Annotated in this window: 17 protein-coding genes; 2 read left to right on the top strand and 15 right to left on the bottom strand. The window is 36.5% G+C overall.

What is annotated here, in order from left to right; all coding sequences use genetic code 11:
- Positions 1-6 precede the first annotated feature (6 nt).
- Positions 7-984, top strand: coding sequence for a 4-hydroxy-3-methylbut-2-enyl diphosphate reductase (locus E2636_RS06995; protein ID WP_134209556.1), 978 nt, complete (start codon positions 7-9; stop codon positions 982-984).
- A gap of 350 nt (positions 985-1,334) precedes the next feature.
- Here E2636_RS06995 and E2636_RS18930 read toward each other — a convergent pair whose 3' ends face one another.
- From E2636_RS18930 to E2636_RS06955, 9 genes are all read right to left on the bottom strand, one after another.
- Entirely contained in the window at positions 1,335-1,481 is a 147-nt protein-coding gene (locus tag E2636_RS18930; RefSeq protein WP_166669490.1) for a hypothetical protein, read from the bottom strand.
- A gap of 327 nt (positions 1,482-1,808) precedes the next feature.
- Positions 1,809-2,927, bottom strand: a complete 1,119-nt coding sequence (locus tag E2636_RS06990; RefSeq protein WP_134209555.1) for a Nif3-like dinuclear metal center hexameric protein — start codon at positions 2,925-2,927, stop codon at positions 1,809-1,811.
- Positions 2,924-3,625 (bottom strand): tRNA (adenine(22)-N(1))-methyltransferase, encoded by a 702-nt coding sequence (locus tag E2636_RS06985; protein WP_134209554.1) that lies wholly within the window; start codon positions 3,623-3,625, stop codon positions 2,924-2,926. The genes E2636_RS06990 and E2636_RS06985 overlap by 4 nt, the downstream gene beginning before the upstream one ends.
- Positions 3,626-3,826: 201 nt before the next feature.
- Positions 3,827-4,198, bottom strand: coding sequence for a cytochrome c550 (gene cccA, locus E2636_RS06980; RefSeq protein WP_134209553.1), 372 nt, complete (start codon positions 4,196-4,198; stop codon positions 3,827-3,829).
- 146 nt (positions 4,199-4,344) lie between these two features.
- Positions 4,345-5,484 (bottom strand): acyl-CoA dehydrogenase family protein, encoded by a 1,140-nt coding sequence (locus E2636_RS06975; RefSeq protein ID WP_017380127.1) that lies wholly within the window; start codon positions 5,482-5,484, stop codon positions 4,345-4,347.
- Between the two features lie 632 nt (positions 5,485-6,116).
- Positions 6,117-7,247 (bottom strand): RNA polymerase sigma factor RpoD, encoded by a 1,131-nt coding sequence (gene rpoD, locus E2636_RS06970; protein ID WP_017380128.1) that lies wholly within the window; start codon positions 7,245-7,247, stop codon positions 6,117-6,119.
- 32 nt (positions 7,248-7,279) lie between these two features.
- Entirely contained in the window at positions 7,280-9,091 is a 1,812-nt protein-coding gene (dnaG, locus tag E2636_RS06965; protein WP_134209552.1) for a DNA primase, read from the bottom strand.
- A 302-nt stretch (positions 9,092-9,393) separates the two neighbouring features.
- The gene (locus E2636_RS06960) at positions 9,394-10,197 is read right to left on the bottom strand and encodes a pyruvate, water dikinase regulatory protein (protein WP_134209551.1); all 804 of its coding nucleotides are present in this window, start codon (positions 10,195-10,197) and stop codon (positions 9,394-9,396) included.
- Positions 10,198-10,210: 13 nt separating this feature from the next.
- Complete coding sequence (locus E2636_RS06955) at positions 10,211-10,849, bottom strand: transcriptional regulator CcpN (protein WP_026045643.1); 639 nt, start codon at positions 10,847-10,849, stop codon at positions 10,211-10,213.
- A gap of 329 nt (positions 10,850-11,178) precedes the next feature.
- On the opposite strand from E2636_RS06955, the gene E2636_RS06950 reads away from it, so the two are divergent.
- Positions 11,179-12,561, top strand: a complete 1,383-nt coding sequence (locus E2636_RS06950) for a glycine--tRNA ligase (RefSeq protein WP_134209550.1) — start codon at positions 11,179-11,181, stop codon at positions 12,559-12,561.
- A 100-nt stretch (positions 12,562-12,661) separates the two neighbouring features.
- Here the strand turns inward: E2636_RS06950 and recO are convergent, their stop codons facing one another.
- From recO to E2636_RS06920, 6 genes are read right to left on the bottom strand one after another with little or no spacing between them, the layout of a single operon-like run.
- Positions 12,662-13,456, bottom strand: a complete 795-nt coding sequence (recO, locus tag E2636_RS06945) for a DNA repair protein RecO (RefSeq protein WP_134209549.1) — start codon at positions 13,454-13,456, stop codon at positions 12,662-12,664.
- Between the two features lie 18 nt (positions 13,457-13,474).
- Positions 13,475-14,389 carry a GTPase Era gene (gene era / locus E2636_RS06940; protein WP_134209548.1) on the bottom strand — a complete coding sequence of 305 codons (915 nt, stop codon included), beginning with the start codon at positions 14,387-14,389 and terminating at the stop codon, positions 13,475-13,477.
- On the bottom strand, positions 14,376-14,783 hold the full coding sequence (locus E2636_RS06935) for a cytidine deaminase (protein ID WP_134209547.1): 408 nt from the start codon (positions 14,781-14,783) through the stop codon (positions 14,376-14,378). Before E2636_RS06935 ends, era begins: the two co-directional genes overlap by 14 nt.
- Before the next feature lie 12 nt (positions 14,784-14,795).
- Positions 14,796-15,161, bottom strand: a complete 366-nt coding sequence (locus tag E2636_RS06930) for a diacylglycerol kinase family protein (protein ID WP_134209546.1) — start codon at positions 15,159-15,161, stop codon at positions 14,796-14,798.
- The gene (gene ybeY / locus E2636_RS06925) at positions 15,148-15,636 is read right to left on the bottom strand and encodes an rRNA maturation RNase YbeY (RefSeq protein WP_134209545.1); all 489 of its coding nucleotides are present in this window, start codon (positions 15,634-15,636) and stop codon (positions 15,148-15,150) included. Before ybeY ends, E2636_RS06930 begins: the two co-directional genes overlap by 14 nt.
- An 11-nt stretch (positions 15,637-15,647) precedes the next feature.
- Positions 15,648-17,747: an HD family phosphohydrolase gene (locus E2636_RS06920; protein ID WP_407670283.1), complete on the bottom strand. Its 2,100-nt coding sequence runs from the start codon at positions 17,745-17,747 to the stop codon at positions 15,648-15,650.
- Between the last annotated feature and the right edge of the window lie 42 nt (positions 17,748-17,789).

The following is a 17,789-nucleotide window of genomic DNA, read 5'->3' as shown; positions in this document are numbered from 1 at the left end:
CTACATATGAAAGTACTCAAAATTACCCCACGTGGTTATTGTTACGGCGTAGTAGATGCCATGATTATTGCTCGTAATGCAGCGATGGACACATCCCTACCACGTCCTATTTATATATTAGGTATGATTGTTCACAATAAACACGTCACTGATGCTTTTGAAAAAGATGGAATTATTACGTTAGATGGTGAAAATCGAAGAGAGATTTTAGAAAAAGTAGATGGCGGTACTGTTATCTTTACTGCTCACGGAGTTTCACCTGAAATTCGCGATTTAGCTAGACAAAGAGGTTTTGTTTCTATTGATGCCACATGTCCTGACGTTACGGTTACACATGATTTGATAAGCGAAAAAACTGCTGAAGGGTACCAAGTAATCTACATTGGGAAAAAAGGTCATCCTGAACCTGAAGGAGCGGTTGGTGTAGCTCCAGATGCAGTTCATCTCGTACAGACTGTCGAAGATGTTGAGCAGTTAAATATAAAGTCAGACAAATTAATAGTGACAAACCAGACTACAATGAGTCAATGGGATGTTGCGGCTCTTATGAAAAAATTAGAACAAAAGTTTCCTCATATTGAGGTTCACAAAGAAATTTGTTTAGCTACACAGGTTCGACAAGAAGCAGTGGCTGGTCAAGCTGGAGCTGCCGAATTGTTAATCGTAGTTGGTGACCCGATGAGCAATAATTCAAACAGACTGACACAAGTGTCAGAAGAAATTGCAAATACCCCTTCTTTTCGTATTTCTGATCTATCTGAACTTAAGCTAGAGTGGTTAGATGGTATTGAAGTTATTGCGGTAACTGCAGGCGCATCAACACCTACACCCATCGTAAAAGAAGTCGTTAAATTCTTAGAGAAGTATGATCCACTTAATCCAGAAACGTTTAGTCTTGAACGAACAGTAACAATTGATAAAATTTTGCCTAAAATAAAAACACTTAAACCAGTGAATCGCATAGAACCATACCCACTTTCATAACAAAAGAGGCTATCCAATAAGTCCCTAAAATAAACAGGTGAAGAAAAACGAGTCGTTTTTCTTCACCTGTTTTTATGTTTTTACTTATTACTCTTGAAAGTAGCTGGCGGATCCCTACTACTTTTAAGAGATTGTTTGGCAATGCCACAATCCCACAATTATCAAGTCCTCGCAGTAAAAAATCTACTGAACGACTGATTGTCCTTGATATGTCCAAAAACACTTTCTACGTCAATTTTACGTTGCGCTTAGATGCGTGATTTTGTTTCACATTCAAGGGCTGCTTTAGCCTTTGCTTTCATTTCTTCAAAAATGGGATTAATTGAACTTGGCGATTGTACAGAATGCTTTCAACGGACATTCCGATCATCAATCGACTCAATCATTTCATCAATTAGCCATGAGACATGGTTACTTGGGATTAAATCTTGGTTATTATATGGAAGTGAAGTTTGTTCAATCATATAATTTTGATTAGTAATCTTTGGATTGCACATAAAAAATCGTCCTTTCAAAATGTAGGTTTGGTTACTTTCATTTTACAAGTAGGACTATTTTTTGTGTTTATTATTAAGCAAGCTTTGTTGTATACCCGTTGATTTAATAACACTTAATAGATTGTAGTGAAAGGCGGCGAGAAAACATGTGCTCCTGCGGTTACTCGTCGCAGGAGCTTGCGACGAGTAGACTCACGGACCGGCCGTGGAAAGCGTCCTCCTGTTTTCTGCATCGCTTTGCTAGCTTCGAAACATGAAAGTGTGTTGTACGTAAATCGACAGCGTCATTTTGATATGAAAAGTACTGCCCTTTGTTATGAATACCTTCTAAAGTTGTCTAAATGGTTCGGTAGAAATTTTTGAAGCAATGAAAGTACATGCATACTTCTTATCTTCACACATCTTGTTCATTTTTTCGGACACGCCTGTTTTCATTATTGATTCCACATGGTGACCAGGATCGATAACGGATAAACCAAGAGCTTGAGCATCTTGAGCAACATGGAAATATAAATCCCCTGTAATCAAGACATCTGCACCCGCTCGTTTTGCAGTATGAATGTATTTATTACCATCCCCACCAAGCACTGCCACTTTCCTAATGATTGTTGTTGCTTCACCTACTACTCGGACAAATGGAACGCTTAACTGTTGTTTTACTTTTTCAGCAAACAAATCGAGTGACATGGGTTGCTTTAGAAAACCAACTCGCCCTATTCCTTGTTTTCCTGTTTTTGATTCCAATGTCCATAAATCAAAAGCCACTTCTTCATACGGATGAATTGCATACATTGTTTTTAAGATTTTAGATTTCATAGAAGATGCAAACACCACTTCTACTTTTTCTTCTTCTAGTTCCTCTAAGCTATTTATACTGCCTATAACCGGATTAGATCCAACTAATGGTTTAAACCGACCAGTGCCAGAAGAAGAAAAACTACAACTATCGTAATTCCCAATTTGACCAGCACCTACCACCGCTAATTGCTCGCGTAACTCTTTCGCATGGATAGAGGGAACATATACGGCTAATTTCATCAATGGCTCTGCATAAGTTTCATCCAAGAATTTAATCTGTTGTAATTCGAGTGCTTCAGCTAGTAAATCGTTTACTCCACCAGGTGCAACATCCAAGTTTGTATGAGCTGCATACACAGCTATGTCATGTTTTATGCATAACGAAAACATTTTACCAGAAGGTGTATCGGTGCGAAGATTTTTTAACGGACGATAAATAGGAGGATGATGCGCAAGAATTAATTGGCAATTTTGGTCAATGGCTTCTTGTACGACGTCTAATGTCACATCTAATGTTACAAGCGCATTTTGTACTTGGCTATTTAATTGTCCGATATGTAACCCTATGGGATCGTCTTTTAATGCAAAGGATTTTGGTGACCACGATTCAAATAATTGAATAAGTTCGTGTCCATTTACTATTTTCATGATTCAAGAGCCTCCCTTACAATTTTCAATTTCTCTTCTATTTCGTGTTTTTTCATTTCTACTTCTCTAGATATTTGGGCACCATGAATAGCTTTTAAAATCCTAATCCACTCTGCAGATTCCTTCGACCACTTTAAGCGAAATACTTGATTTTTTTTATCAATTATTAAAAATGGTCCCATCAATGCTTGAGTAGCAGACAACTTCATATGGCCTCTTTCGAGAACAAGAATTTCGTAAATTTTATCATCTTCTTGCAAGATTTCTTCTGCAACGAGCTTCCATTCATTTAATATAGCCCATTCCCGAATTGCTTTCGCATGAATATTGGGTTGCAAAATTAGTCGATTAACAGTTGTCAGTCTTTCGATATCTTGGTTTAAAATAGTAGCAATTAGCGGACCTCCCATACCTGCAATGGTAACCGTATCTACGAAATCATCACGTTTAATTGCTTGCAGGCCATTTGCAAAGCGCACTGTTACCTTTTCTTGTAATTGCTCTGCAAGAACTTGGCTTAGTGCAGATTCATATGGCCCTTTCGCGACTTCCCCTGCGACAACTTTTATTGCGAGTTGATGGTGAATTAAATAACAAGGTAAATAAGCGTGATCGCTACCTATATCTGCTACAATTGCACCTTTTTCAACATAAGATGCTACACGAGTTAAACGTTCTGAGAGACGTTGTGCATTCAACGAAATCCTCCCCTTTCTTCTATATCAAGATTGTACCATAGACACTTAAAAGCGGTGAAGCCCACTCCGGATATGTGTGTGCTACTCGCCACCTGCTCTGAAAGGAATTGAAAACGAGTTTTCAAAAAGAACTGTAGTGTGGGTTATTCTTTTAAAAAGACGTAAAAAAAACCCTTATCCGATATGGATAAGGGTTTTAGCTTATTTTAATGATAAAATGTAATCTGCCATTGCTTCTACATTCGCTTCATCAACCAAGCCACCTGGCATTGAACCTTTACCATTAGTAATAACATCAGCAATCTCTTCTTTCGAAAGCTTAGTGTCTACTAATGAAGGGAAGTTTCCTTGTCCAGCTAAATCTCCACCATGACAAGAAATACATTTTCCTTGTGCAACAGCTTCAGGGTCGAACTCTTCAGTTGTAGCACCTTCTTCTTCACCAGCTGCACCTTCTTCGTGTCCAGCTGCAATTTCTTCTTTTTTATCAACGCCTTGAATTGATAAGAAGAAAATAAGACCAATACCAAATGCCATAATTAAAATAAAAGGAACTATTGGATTTTTTTGCATAATGTTTCCTCCTTCTTTTCGCTCGTTCTTTTTCTAAAATAGAATCAGTCAACACTGTTATTGTACTGCATTCTATCACAAACGAAAAGACTTTAAACGGTTGTTATAACTTATTGTGCCAAATTCGACAAATTCGTATGTTTATTTTAACATCCGATTTGACGGGCAATGACCATACGCTGAATTTCTGAAGTTCCTTCTCCGATTTCAAGTAATTTCGCATCTCTCATATAACGCTCTACTTCATACTCTTTCATGTAACCATAACCACCATGAATTTGAACGGCTTGATCTGCAACTTCCATCGCAATCTCTGAAGCGTATAACTTACACATCGACGCTTCTTTTGTAAATGGACGACCTTGATCTTTTAACCAAGCAGCTTTATATACCATAGTACGAGCTAGTTCTATTTTCATAGCCATATCAGCTAATTTAAATTGAGTAATTTGGAAATCAGACAATGATCTTCCAAATTGCTTGCGTTCTTTTGAATAACGAAGTGCTTTATCAAATGCTCCTTGAGCTATACCAACAGCCATCGCACCAATTCCGATTCGTCCACCGTCAAGTGTAACTAAAAATTGACGGAAGCCTTCCCCACGCTTCCCTAATAAGTTAGCTTTAGGTACTCTCACATTTTCTAACACTAGTTCTGTTGTATTAGAAGAATGTAAACCCATTTTTTCATAGTTATCGATAACTGTAAATCCTTCAGCGTCAGTTGGGACAATAATTGCACTTATTTCTTTCTTCCCATCCTTCAAGTCTGTAATTGCTGTAATTGCCAAATGCTTAGCATAGCTAGCGTTGGTAATATACACTTTACTTCCATTAATAATAAAGTCGTCTCCGTCTTCTATTGCTCGTGTTTGTGTTCCACCAGCATCAGAACCAGCATTCGGTTCAGTTAAACCAAACGCCCCGAAAGACTCCCCAGTACAGATTGGTGTTAAATATTTATGTTTTTGTTCTTCTGTTCCAAACAAATTTAGAGGTGCTCCACCTAAAGAAATATGTGCTGAATAGGTAATCCCAGTGGATCCGCATGCACGACTTAATTCTTCCGTAACGATGGCAAAACTAATTGTATCTGCTCCAGCCCCACCATATTCTTCTGAAAACGGTAAGCCCATCATCCCCATGTCGGCTAACTGTTTAAAGATTTCTTTAGGGAAAGCTTTGGTACGATCACGTTCTAGTGCTCCTGGTGCTACTACTTTATCCGTAAACTCTTTCATTGTTTTACGAATCATTTGTTGTTCTTGTGATAAGTCAAAGTTCAATAGATTCATCCCCTTTTTGTTTTAAAACGCTTCCAATTTTCATTATATCGGAAATATTCAAACATTCATAACTTTTATTCTCTTATTATCAAAATAGAGAGAATTAAAATTAATTGAATCACAAATTAATTTAAACAAAAAAACTCAAAACAAGATCACTGATTAACTTTTACATTGAAAATATATTTATAGTAGTTTTTTCCTTGTGTTAGATTTCTTCAATTATGCTCTTTCTTCAAAATTAATTGGTAAGCTTATTTAATTTACAATGAGTTTATTAATTAGCCTATTTCATAGATTACTGGATGTATATAGCGCAATATTTCTAGGTCGCTATGTTTTTTCACACCCATTTAATTTTATTCTTGTTAAGGCAATCAACTGAAGTTTATCCTAGTCGACCAATTTCCAACAAAAAGCCCGTAACACGAAGTCGAAGGGTGCTAATTTAAGTTCATTTTCGCTACATCGCTTTCTGTGAAGTGTAAGTTTGTACTCATGGGTTTATTTTCACTCTAACCATTAAAAAATGTTTTAAGTTAGCCACTACTGACAGTAATGGTTATCTAATTTAAGACATAAAAAAAGAATCTAATCACCTTATAATAGTGTGATTAGATCCTCTTTACTTTCTATTCTAAAAAGTCTTTTAATCGTTTGCTTCTAGAAGGGTGACGTAATTTCCGTAAAGCTTTCGCTTCAATTTGACGAATACGTTCACGGGTAACGCCAAATACTTTACCTACTTCTTCTAGCGTGCGTGTACGTCCGTCATCTAGCCCAAAACGTAAGCGCAACACATTTTCTTCCCGATCAGTTAATGTGTCTAAAACATCCTCTAACTGCTCTTTTAATAGTTCATAAGCTGCATGGTCAGATGGAGATTGAGCTTCTGAATCTTCAATAAAGTCACCCAGATGAGAATCATCTTCTTCACCAATTGGTGTCTCAAGTGAAACTGGCTCTTGTGCAATCTTTAAGATTTCGCGCACTTTTTCAGCTAGTAACTCCATTTCTTCTCCAATTTCTTCAGGAGAAGGTTCGCGACCTAAATCTTGCAACAACTGACGTTGTACACGAATTAATTTATTAATCGTCTCTACCATATGAACAGGAATACGAATTGTACGAGCTTGGTCAGCAATTGCTCGTGTTATTGCTTGACGAATCCACCAAGTAGCATAAGTACTAAATTTAAATCCTTTGCGGAAATCAAACTTTTCTACAGCTTTAATTAATCCCATATTACCTTCTTGAATTAAATCCAAGAACAGCATACCACGTCCAACGTAGCGTTTTGCAATACTTACAACAAGACGTAAGTTCGCTTCAGCTAAACGTTTTTTCGCTTCTTCGTCTCCAAATTCGATTCGTTGTGCAAGTGCAATTTCTTCCTTTGCAGAAAGTAAGTCTACACGCCCAATTTCTTTTAGATACATACGAACTGGATCGTTAATCTTCACACCTGGTGGTACGCTTAAATCGTTCAAATCAAATGTATCTTCATCTTGCCCTTTTTTCATTAACTTTTCTAAGTCTTCTTCGTCGCCATCTTTACGACCTAATTCAATCCCTTGTGCTTCTAACTGTTCAATAAATTCTTCTATTTGATCGGATTCCAATACAAATACCGATAACTTATCAGCTATGTCACCAAAAGTTAACTCACCTGTTTTTTTACCTAAATCAAGTAGATATTTTTTTGCTTCTTCTAATGTAAACTCAGTTTCAACCTCTTTTGAACGTTCAACCTTGTCCGCCATAAGCCGCCTACCTCCTTCTAAAACCAATCAATTTATATCACTGATAACGATTTTTTCAAATCAATTATTTGTATAGCAAGTTCTAAAGCTCGCTTCATATTGAGCGATTTTTCCGCTTCTTTTGATTCGTGCATTTTTTCATGAATTTGAAGCATGATTCGATGCTTATTTATTTGTCGCAAACAGTCAGAGACTTCTTCACTTGCATGTTCTGGGTCTCGTTCCGTTAACGTTGCTTCCATTACTAAATTTCGTAAATCTGTGTCTTCTAAAATTTCTAGAAAACGATGTGTATCTGCTTGAGGGTATGTGTCGTAGAAACCTATGAGTCGAACAAATATCGCTTCATATGAATCGTGGATAAATACATGAAGGCCATGTTCTTGATGTATACGATCAACAATATCTACTTGATGTAACATATGAGCAAGCAACAATTTCTCAGCCCGGTCAATTGCTTGTACCTTTTTACGATTTACAGGAATATTTTGAGCAATTGGAGGTGCTTGTTGTCTCGACTGCTGTTTAATGGATTTACCTTCTACTTTACGAAATTGTTGATAAATCGCTTCTTCAGAGATATTGGTTTCTTTTGCTAATTGTCGAATATATAAATCTCTTTCAACAGGTGAAGAATTTCCAACAAAGTATTCAAGAACTTCTTGCACGTATTGCAACGTGTCATTTTCAAATTGAAAATTTTTATTACGTCTTGCTGCCATCATCATAAAAGATAAGAATGCATGAGGACGATCAATGATTTGCTTCTCGAAAGCCTCTGCCCCGTTTTGTTGAACAAAGTCATCTGGGTCCATCTGATTAGGTAAAATGGCAATTTCCGTTTTTATTTTTTCTTGCACTAATAGCTGTGCAGCACGTTTTGCGGCTTCAAAACCCGCAGCGTCACCATCATAGCAAAGTGTGACAGTATCAGTTAAACGTTTTAACTTATGAATATGTTCCTTGGTAAGTGCAGTACCCATTGTAGCTACAGTATTCATAATGCCCGCTTTTGCTGCTGCTATAACATCCATAAAGCCTTCCATAACAATAACTTTACTTTTTTTGCGAATAACAGGACGTGAAACATCCAAATTATACAAAACTTTACTTTTTTGAAAAATTGGTGATTCAGGACTGTTCATATACTTCGCATCTTGTGTTTCCATATTTAAAACTCGTCCTGAAAACGCGATTGTATGTCCCGCTTCATCTTGAACAGGGAACATGATCCGTTCTCTAAATCGATCGAAATATTCATTTTTGTTTTCTTTTTTAATTAGAAGACCACATTCCACCATTTCTACCGGGACAAATCCTTTACGTTCGAGTAATTTTGTTAAGGCGTCCCAATTAGGAAGTGACCAACCAATCTTATATTGTTCAATAAGTTCCCGTGAAAATCCTCTTTCTTCTAAATAAAGAAGGGCTTTTTCTCCTTCTTCCGTATTAAGAAGTAAGTGGTGATAATAATTCATTGCAAATATATGCGCTTCTTTCATGCGCGTTTCTTCTTTAGAAATTATTTTGGATTGACCTGTTTGTGGTTCAATATCTAATTCTACTCCCACACGTGAGCCTAACTTACTTAGAGCTTCTTGGAAAGTAAGGTTGTCTATATCCATTACAAACGTAATGGCATTACCTCCAGCTCCACATCCAAAACAATGAAAAATTTGTTTGTCTTGCGAGACTGAAAATGAAGGTGTTTGTTCGCCATGAAATGGACAAAGACCAAACCAATTTCGTCCCCGTTTTGTCAATTGAACATATTCGCTAATAACATCAACAACATCATTACTCGTCCGAATTTGCTCAATCGTCTCTTCAGGTATTCTTTGCACGTTGTCATCACCATCTTTTCAGGCTATATATTGAATTCGAGATAGTTAAAGAAAATCCTGCAAGTTTCGACAAAAATATTAGAAAAATATAATTTGCACTCATTATGGTGCAAAATAATGTCTCTTCTTTCTACTGATATCCAAATATAATTGTTATCTTATCAGTGCAATAATCTCTTATAATGACAACTCTTATTTGATATTTTTACCACAAATTTTAATTATAAAACATTTTACTGTAAAAATCCATAAAAAAATTGCTTTTCAAAAGAAAAAACCTACCCTTCAGGGTTGGTTTTCGCTCATTGAATTTTGTTTAATATAACATTTGCTGTTTCTTCTACTGCACGGTTCGTTACATCAATGACATGGCAGCCAATTCTTGATACAACTTTGTTGAAATGTTCAATTTCTACTTCTATACGCTCTAATTTTGCATAGCTCGCATCATCATTTAATCCCAAAGCAATTAAACGCTCTTTCCTTATGGAATTTAGCTTTTCAGGTGAAATAACAAGACCAAAACATTTTGTAGGATTTACTTTAAATAATTCTTCTGGCGGCTCCACTTCAGGAACAAGCGGTACATTAGCGACTTTAAATCGTTTATGAGCTAAATACTGTGACAATGGAGTTTTTGAAGTACGAGATACACCTACTAAGACAATATCTGCAAGCAGCAATCCTCTTGGATCTCGACCATCATCATATTTTACTGCAAACTCAATCGCTTCTATTTTCTTGAAATAATCGTCATCAAGTTTACGAACTAGTCCTGGTTCTTCAAATGGAATTTCATTTAAATAACCTTCTAATGTGTCCATCAGAGGACCCATTAAATCGATAGATAAAACTCCTTGATTTGCGCAGTCTTTTTGCAAAGTAGAGCGCATATTTTTTTGAACAAGCGTATATAAAATCATCGCATCTTGTAGTTTTGCCAAATGAACAATTTCTTTTACATGATCAATCGTTTCAATATGAGGAAAGCGTTTTAATGAAGTATCTTGCAAACCCGGTCGAAATTGGCTAACCGCCGCTTTCACAACTAACTCCCCTGTTTCTCCTACTGAATCTGAAACAATAAATATGTTTAGCCTTTTCATGGTTTTCATCACCTCACAAATCGTGATTTTCCGCTAATGACAGAAAAGCACCTGTTATATTCGTTTTCGTTATTCGACCTATTACTTCATATCCGTCTGGATGTTCTTTCACAATAGGAAGTGCATCTATTTGTTTATCAATCAGTTTTTTTGCAGCATGAATAAGAGAATCATGTTTAAAACAATAGGTAATATTCGGCATTCGAGTCATAATAATATGAACAGGAATTTTGTTTAATTCTTTATTACCTAAACTTGTGCGAAGTAAGTCTTTTCTTGATAATGCTCCTGTTAAATAAGCATTTTTATCTACAACGAATAAAGTTCCTACATCTTCTAAAAACATATGACAGATAGCATCATATACCATCATATTCTCAGTTACCACAATGGGTATCGATTGAAAGTCTCTTACTTTCATGTTCATCATGCTATCTGTTACTGCTTGACCTGTTTTTTTACCTGAATAAAAATAACCTACACGCGGTCTTGCATCTAGAAATCCAGCCATTGTTAAAATCGCTAAATCCGGTCGAAGTGTAGACCTTGTTAAATGCAAACGTTCTGCAATTTGTTCTCCTGTAATAGGACCGTTTTCTTTAACTATACCCAAGATTTCCTCTTGACGTTTGTTGAGTTCGATCGGACTCACCGCCTCAAAAAGTGTTATACTCAATGTTAAATAGTATATACTATTTAGGAGTTGTTATCTAGTACCTTGCCTGAGTAGCACTTTTCATTTTTCTATGCTATGATTTATTCAAATTATATAGACGAAGATAGGGTAATAAGTAATGTTCATCCAAAGCGAGCAGAGATAGTGAAAGTCTGTATAGAACATGAAAAGGCTTCCTGGAGTCATGCTTTTTAAAGTGGATTGCATTTTGCAATCAACTGGGGTGGAACCGCGGGTATTATGCACTCGTCCCCGGACATTTATTGTCCGGGGACGAGTGCTATTTTTATTTTGGAGGGATTTTTATGACAATCACAATGGAAAAAGTTGTTAGTTTAGCGAAACACAGAGGCTTTGTCTTTCCTGGGTCAGATATTTACGGGGGATTAGCCAATACTTGGGACTATGGCCCACTAGGAGTAGAACTAAAAAACAATATTAAAAAAGCTTGGTGGCGTAAATTCATTCAAGAGTCTCCGTACAATGTAGGATTAGATGCTGCTATTCTAATGAATCCAAAAGTATGGTCAGCTTCTGGACATATTGGGAATTTTAACGACCCAATGATTGACTGTAAAAAGTGTAAAACACGTCATCGTGTCGATAAATTAATCGAAGAAGCACTAGACGCAAAAGGGATTGAATTAATAGTTGACGGCCTTTCTTTCGAAAGAATGGAAGAACTCATTAAAGAACACTCGATAGTTTGTCCAGATTGTGGCGCGCAAGACTATACGGATATACGACAATTCAATTTGATGTTTAAAACTTCTCAAGGTGTTACAGAATCATCTTCAAATGATATTTACTTGCGCCCTGAAACAGCACAAGGAATTTTTGTTAACTTCAAAAATGTTCAACGTTCAATGCGTAAAAAAATGCCTTTTGGTATTGCTCAAATAGGTAAAAGTTTTAGAAATGAAATTACACCAGGTAACTTTACGTTCCGTACGCGTGAATTTGAGCAAATGGAACTTGAGTTCTTCTGTAAACCGGGTGAAGATTTAGAATGGTTCGCTTACTGGCGCGACTTTTGTAAAAACTGGTTGTTAAACTTAGGTTTAACTGAAGGAAATATTCGTTTGCGTGATCATGATGTAGAAGAACTTTCTCACTACGCTTCCGCTACAACAGATGTGGAATATAAATTCCCATTTGGTTGGGGAGAACTATGGGGCATTGCAGACCGCACTGACTTTGATTTAAAACGCCATATGGAACATTCAGGTGAAGATTTCAATTACATTGATCCTTTAACAAATGAACGCTATGTACCCTACTGCATAGAACCTTCACTAGGCGCGGATCGTGTAACTTTGGCGTTCTTATGTGATGCATATGCAGAAGAAGCTCTTGAAGGTGATGACAAGCGCACAGTTTTACGTTTCCATCCAGCTTTAGCTCCTGTAAAAGCAGCTATTTTGCCTTTATCAAAAAAATTAGCTGAAGGTGCTAGTGAAGTATTTGCTGATTTAAGCAAGTCATTTATGGTGGATTATGATGAGTCACAATCAATCGGAAAACGGTACCGCCGACAAGATGAAATTGGAACACCTTTCTGCATTACGTATGACTTTGATTCAGTAGAAGATGGTCAAGTGACAGTTCGTCACCGTGACTCAATGGAACAAATTCGTATGCCAATCGCTGATGTAAAAGCATATATTGAAAAGCATTTAGAGTTTTAATTTTAGAAAAGCGATAACACATCGCCCGCTCAAGCTCGACTACTACGTGGGAAGCTGACACTTTAATAAAAGATTGTCTTTTTCTCAACAAAAAATCCGTTTACTCCCCTTCTTCTTGGGATGTAGACGGATTTTCTTTTTTAGGAAAATATTCAGGTAAACGATCGAGTTGATCAAGAAAGGATTGGGACTTTAAACGAATCCCTGTTTGTTCTTCATATATTGTTCGTACTATCTTTTTAATAAATTTTTTTGTTTCTTTTTTTAATGTTAATTTTCCCACTTGGTCAATCGCTACCGTGTAAAAAGTCCGAATAAGCTTAACTTGAGCTGGTGTTAAACGAACAATATATGGATCAACTGCAAAACACCGGTGACACAAGAAACCAATTTGTTGAAAAGAAAAGGAAAATTCACCATCTGTTGCACCGCAATTAGCACATTCATGTAAGGTTGGATAAATACCAGTTACCGGTAACATTTTCCACTCTACAAACAACGCAATGGCTTCAGGATCATATTCATCTGCAATTGCATGTAAAGCTTGTTGAAGTAAATTAAAAATTGCAGGCTGCGGTGTGCTATCTTCGACTGCCCGATTTATTAGTTCAACAACAAAACTTGCATACGCCGTCGCTTCGATATCTTCTCGAATATGTCGATACGATTCTATTTGCTCCCCTTGTTGCATGGTTCCCATTCCGCGACCTTGTTGAATTAGAAAGGAACCGTACGTGAAAGGTTGAGTAATTGCAGCTAAACGGCTTGCAGGTTTTTTTGCTCCTCTAGCCATCGCTGTAATCTTTCCAAATTCTCGAGAATAGAGCGTCACTATTTTATTAGATTCTCCGTAATCTTGCGTTTTTAAGACAATGCCTTCGACTCGATTCAGCAACTGCCCACACGCCCTTTATTAATATTCGTCGTCGCGGAATCCAAAATCTCGTAAGTGGATTTTTTTATTACGCCAATCTTTTTGAACTTTTACCCATAACTCAAGAAATACTTTAGTACCTAGTAACATTTCTATATCTTTACGAGCACGCACCCCAACTTCTTTTAAAAGAGCACCCTTTTTCCCAATGACAATTCCTTTTTGTGAATCTCGCTCCACCATGATTGTCGCATTAATACGAATCATTTCACTATCTTCTTCTCTTTTAATTTTCTCAATCACAACTGCAATTGAATGTGGTATTTCTTCATGGGTTAAGTGAAGGACTTTTTCGCGAATTAATTCAGAAATAATAAAACGTTCAGGATGGTCTGTCACTTGATCTGCGGGGTAATACTGTGGTCCTTCTGGTAAATATCCTGTTAGAACCTCAAGTAATTTCTCAATATTTATCCCTTCTAACGCAGAAATCGGTAATACATCAGCAAAATCGTATTCTTTGCGGAAGGATTCAATAACGCTCAATAACTTATCGGGATGAATTAAATCAATTTTATTCATCACTAAAAATACTGGTGTTTCATTACCTTTTAACATTTCTAAAATATAACGATCTTGTTTTCCTATACGATCAGTTGAATCCACCATCAACAATATGGCATCAACTTCACGTAGAGTATTTTTAGCCACTTTTAACATGAAATCACCTAATTTGTGTCTAGGCTCATTAATTCCTGGTGTATCGATAAAAATCATTTGTTGTTTATCAGTCGTCAAAACACCTTGGACTTTATTTCTTGTCGTTTGTGGTTTATCACTCATAATTGCAATCTTTTGTCCAATTACACGATTCAAGAAAGTCGATTTTCCAGAGTTCGGTCGACCAATAATTGAAATGAAACCTGATTTATATCCTTTATTAACTTCCAACATATGCTAAATCCTCCTGAGAAAATGCACCAGGTAACAGTTCTGCGACTGTAGTTTCCTGAATATCACCTTTTAAATTAATTAAGTACACGGGCATGTTTGGCTTGCAAAACTCCGCAATCACTTGGCGACAGGCTCCACAAGGCGATACAGGACCTTTTGTGTCTGCAACGACTGCAAGTGAAGCGAAATCACGTTCACCTTCAGAAACGGCTTTAAACATCGCTGTACGCTCTGCACAGTTTGTCATACTATAGGCAGCATTTTCAATATTACAACCGTGGTACAATTTTCCTTCTTTTGTTAGTAAAGCAGCACCTACTTTAAATTTCGAATATGGTACGTACGCATTTTCGCGTGCGATTTTTGATTGTTCCATCAATTGTAATTTATCCATTATTCAAACACCTCAATTAAAAATTTCCATCCACTTAGGTATAAAGATGAGTACCCCGATTATAGCACTCGCACAGGCAAACACAAGAACTGCAGCAGCGCTCATGTCCTTCGCCTGCTTTGCCAAAACATGAATTTCAGGTGACGCTAAATCAACTACTCTTTCTAAAGCCGAATTGACTAATTCCAAGCATAACATTCCGGAAATGCATAAGATTAGAAGAATCCATTCAATAGTTGATAAACGGCTAAAAACTCCACTAATAATAACAACAGTTGCGGCAAACAAGTGGAATTGAAAATTTCGTTCTCTCATACCTGCATGGATAATTCCTTCAAATGCAAACTTGAATGAGGAAGTAAAATTACTGTTTTTCATCCTGTTCACGTCTCAATCCAAAAGATTGTAAAATGGCTTCTTGTTTTTCAGTCATTTCTTGTTCATCCGCAACTTCCATATGATCGTATCCGAGTAAATGTAAAAAGCCGTGAATAGCTAGAAAACCCAATTCTCTTTCTTCACTATGACCATAGTCAGCTGCTTGTTCTTTAGCACGTTCGACTGAAATAACAATATCACCAAGCATGCGTGGTGCCCCTTCCACTTCAATAGCCATTTCCCCTTCACCTAGTTCTTCCATCGCAAATGAAATGACATCGGTTGATACATTTTTCCCTCTGTATTCATAATTAATTTGTTGAATTTCATCATTAGTAATAAATGTAACAGATAATTCACTTCCTGCCTCTATTCCTTCTACTTCAGCAGCATGATGTAACATCTTTTCAATTAACTCTAGGTTTTTAATTGATAATGATTGTGTTTCATCGTTTAAATCTAATGTTAGATACATGAACTTCTCCTTTATTGAGGGTATTCAATCCGTGAATGGAAAATCCCATTTAACGTTTCACACAAAACATTTTCAACTATTTTGAGTTCTTTTAACGTTAGATCACATTCATCAAACTGCCCATCGTGTAATTTATCTTTAATTATTGAATAGACAATTTCATCTATTTTCTCAGAAGTAGGTTGCTTCATTGAACGAACCGCAGCTTCTACGCTATCTGCAATGCAAATAATCGCTGTTTCTTTCTTTTGAGGTTTTGGGCCTGCATAACGATATTCTTCTTCTTTTACCTCTTTTCCATCCTCTTTAGCTTTGTGGTAAAAATACTTCAATAAGGTTGTTCCATGATGTTGTTCAGCGATATCAATTATTTCTTTCGGCATTTTGTGTTTTCGTAATAATTTTGCTCCGTCACTTCCATGGGATAGAATTATATCTCTACTGTTTTCTGGAGGCAAGGAGTCATGTGGGTTCGCGTGACTCATCTGATTCTCAATAAAGAACCCAGGTCGTTTCGTTTTACCAATATCATGATAATAACAACCTACTCTCGCCAACAGACCATCAGCACCAATGGATTCACAAGCTGCATCTGCTAAATTTGCGACCATGACACTATGATGATAAGTTCCAGGTGTTTCGGTTAAAATTTTCTTCAACAAAGGGTGGTTCGGATTTGATAGTTCGATTAATTTCATTGCAGAAATCATTCCAAAGGCTGTTTCGAAAAAAGGCAATAAACCAATGGTTAACGCACCTGATAACACACCAGAAGTTAATGCGGCTATACCATAGAATAGAAGCTCCGAAAGCCCGAAATCTGATTGAGACATTAACAAGTAAAATGCCATAAAAATGAGATTGACAATAGCTACGCTCATACTAGTCTGCAATAAGTGTGACCTTTTTTCAGCACCTTGAATCACATATAACCCTGCCAAACCTCCAAATAAGATATACAAAGTAATTTCCATTTGTAATATAACAGAATATCCTTCTTGAAAAACAATACCCGCTACAGCTGCAGTTAAGAAAGCCACTAAAACTGCAAAACGTTCGTTAATAAGAGAGCGTACGAGCATTGGTGCTAATGCGGTAGGAAATAAAAACGCAATGGTTACATCAAAGTTATCTGATACTAAACTAATTAACTTCATTCCAACAACTGACATTATTAATATGATCATTACGACTAAAAGTGCCGATTGACGCTCTTTTTTATCAGTATGCCATTTCGTCATTTGCATATGTACGAGCCATAAACAAAGAGAAATAAAAAGAATCAATCCAAAAATAGGTTTTAAGGATGATTGATTAGTTAACATACCAACTAAGCCGAGTTGACGATATACTTCACGATCGATGACTTGCCCTTCTTGAACAATTACTTGTCCTTGAAGAATACGCGTCGGGTCTATACTCGCTCTCGCTTGATCAACTCGAGCTTGCGTTAGTTGATCGTTTAAAGTTTCATTTTCATTAATACTATAGCGAGCAATTAATACCGCAGTTGGTAATACTATTTCTGGAATTTCCTCATTTCCTCGCATACGTTTTTCAATTTCATTTTTAGCATTCGATACGTCTTCAGTGCGAATTGGTTTACTCATGATATTTCTTATCGAAGTTGATATTAAATCGTTTAAATTACTTAATTTACTGTTATCTAGTAATAGTAATGAAGTTAAGGCATCTTCTCCAAATCGAAGACCTACACCCGCTGTCTCAAGAACTTGTAGGTTTTCTTCTAACTCTTTTACTTGATTTTCTATTGGCTCTTCACCTGATTGAGCTTTTACTTCTAATACATAATCAAATATTGAAGTGACAATTGATGAGTTATTATCACCAATTTCTTCAGAAAATTGATAGACACTCGTTACTTCTGATTCTGCTCTTTTACGTTCTTCTTCCGTCTTAACTGGATCTTCAACAGTTTTTACAGCACGGATTGTGTCGTTAGACAGTTGAAACTGTTTGATATCATACGTTTCTGACCGGACACCATTTAGCAGGAGCAAGAATAGGAGTAATCCTGTAATCACTAAGGTTAAAATGGTGAAAGTTCGATAGCCTACAAGTGATTGAATTTTATTAAACCAGCTATTCACTACATCACCCCATCTTCTACCTACTATCATATCAAGAATTTT

Source organism: Paenisporosarcina antarctica, from assembly GCF_004367585.1.
Classification (GTDB): domain Bacteria; phylum Bacillota; class Bacilli; order Bacillales_A; family Planococcaceae; genus Paenisporosarcina; species Paenisporosarcina antarctica.
Note: the sequence above shows the minus strand (reverse complement) of the source record. Positions and strands in the feature narration are given on the sequence as shown.

What these genes read in the sequence shown, in the direction of transcription:
- E2636_RS06960 (WP_134209551.1), bottom strand. Translation starts at nt 10,197, where the DNA reads ATGAAAAGGCTAAACATATTTATTGTTTCAGATTCAGTAGGAGAAACA.
- E2636_RS06935 (WP_134209547.1), bottom strand. Translation starts at nt 14,783, where the DNA reads ATGGATAAATTACAATTGATGGAACAATCAAAAATCGCACGCGAAAAT.
- cccA (WP_134209553.1), bottom strand. Translation starts at nt 4,198, where the DNA reads ATGCAAAAAAATCCAATAGTTCCTTTTATTTTAATTATGGCATTTGGT.
- E2636_RS06990 (WP_134209555.1), bottom strand. Translation starts at nt 2,927, where the DNA reads ATGAAAATAGTAAATGGACACGAACTTATTCAATTATTTGAATCGTGG.
- E2636_RS06930 (WP_134209546.1), bottom strand. Translation starts at nt 15,161, where the DNA reads ATGAAAAACAGTAATTTTACTTCCTCATTCAAGTTTGCATTTGAAGGA.
- E2636_RS18930 (WP_166669490.1), bottom strand. Translation starts at nt 1,481, where the DNA reads ATGTGCAATCCAAAGATTACTAATCAAAATTATATGATTGAACAAACT.
- E2636_RS06995 (WP_134209556.1), top strand. Translation starts at nt 7, where the DNA reads ATGAAAGTACTCAAAATTACCCCACGTGGTTATTGTTACGGCGTAGTA.
- E2636_RS06950 (WP_134209550.1), top strand. Translation starts at nt 11,179, where the DNA reads ATGACAATCACAATGGAAAAAGTTGTTAGTTTAGCGAAACACAGAGGC.
- ybeY (WP_134209545.1), bottom strand. Translation starts at nt 15,636, where the DNA reads ATGTATCTAACATTAGATTTAAACGATGAAACACAATCATTATCAATT.
- rpoD (WP_017380128.1), bottom strand. Translation starts at nt 7,247, where the DNA reads ATGGCGGACAAGGTTGAACGTTCAAAAGAGGTTGAAACTGAGTTTACA.
- era (WP_134209548.1), bottom strand. Translation starts at nt 14,389, where the DNA reads ATGTTGGAAGTTAATAAAGGATATAAATCAGGTTTCATTTCAATTATT.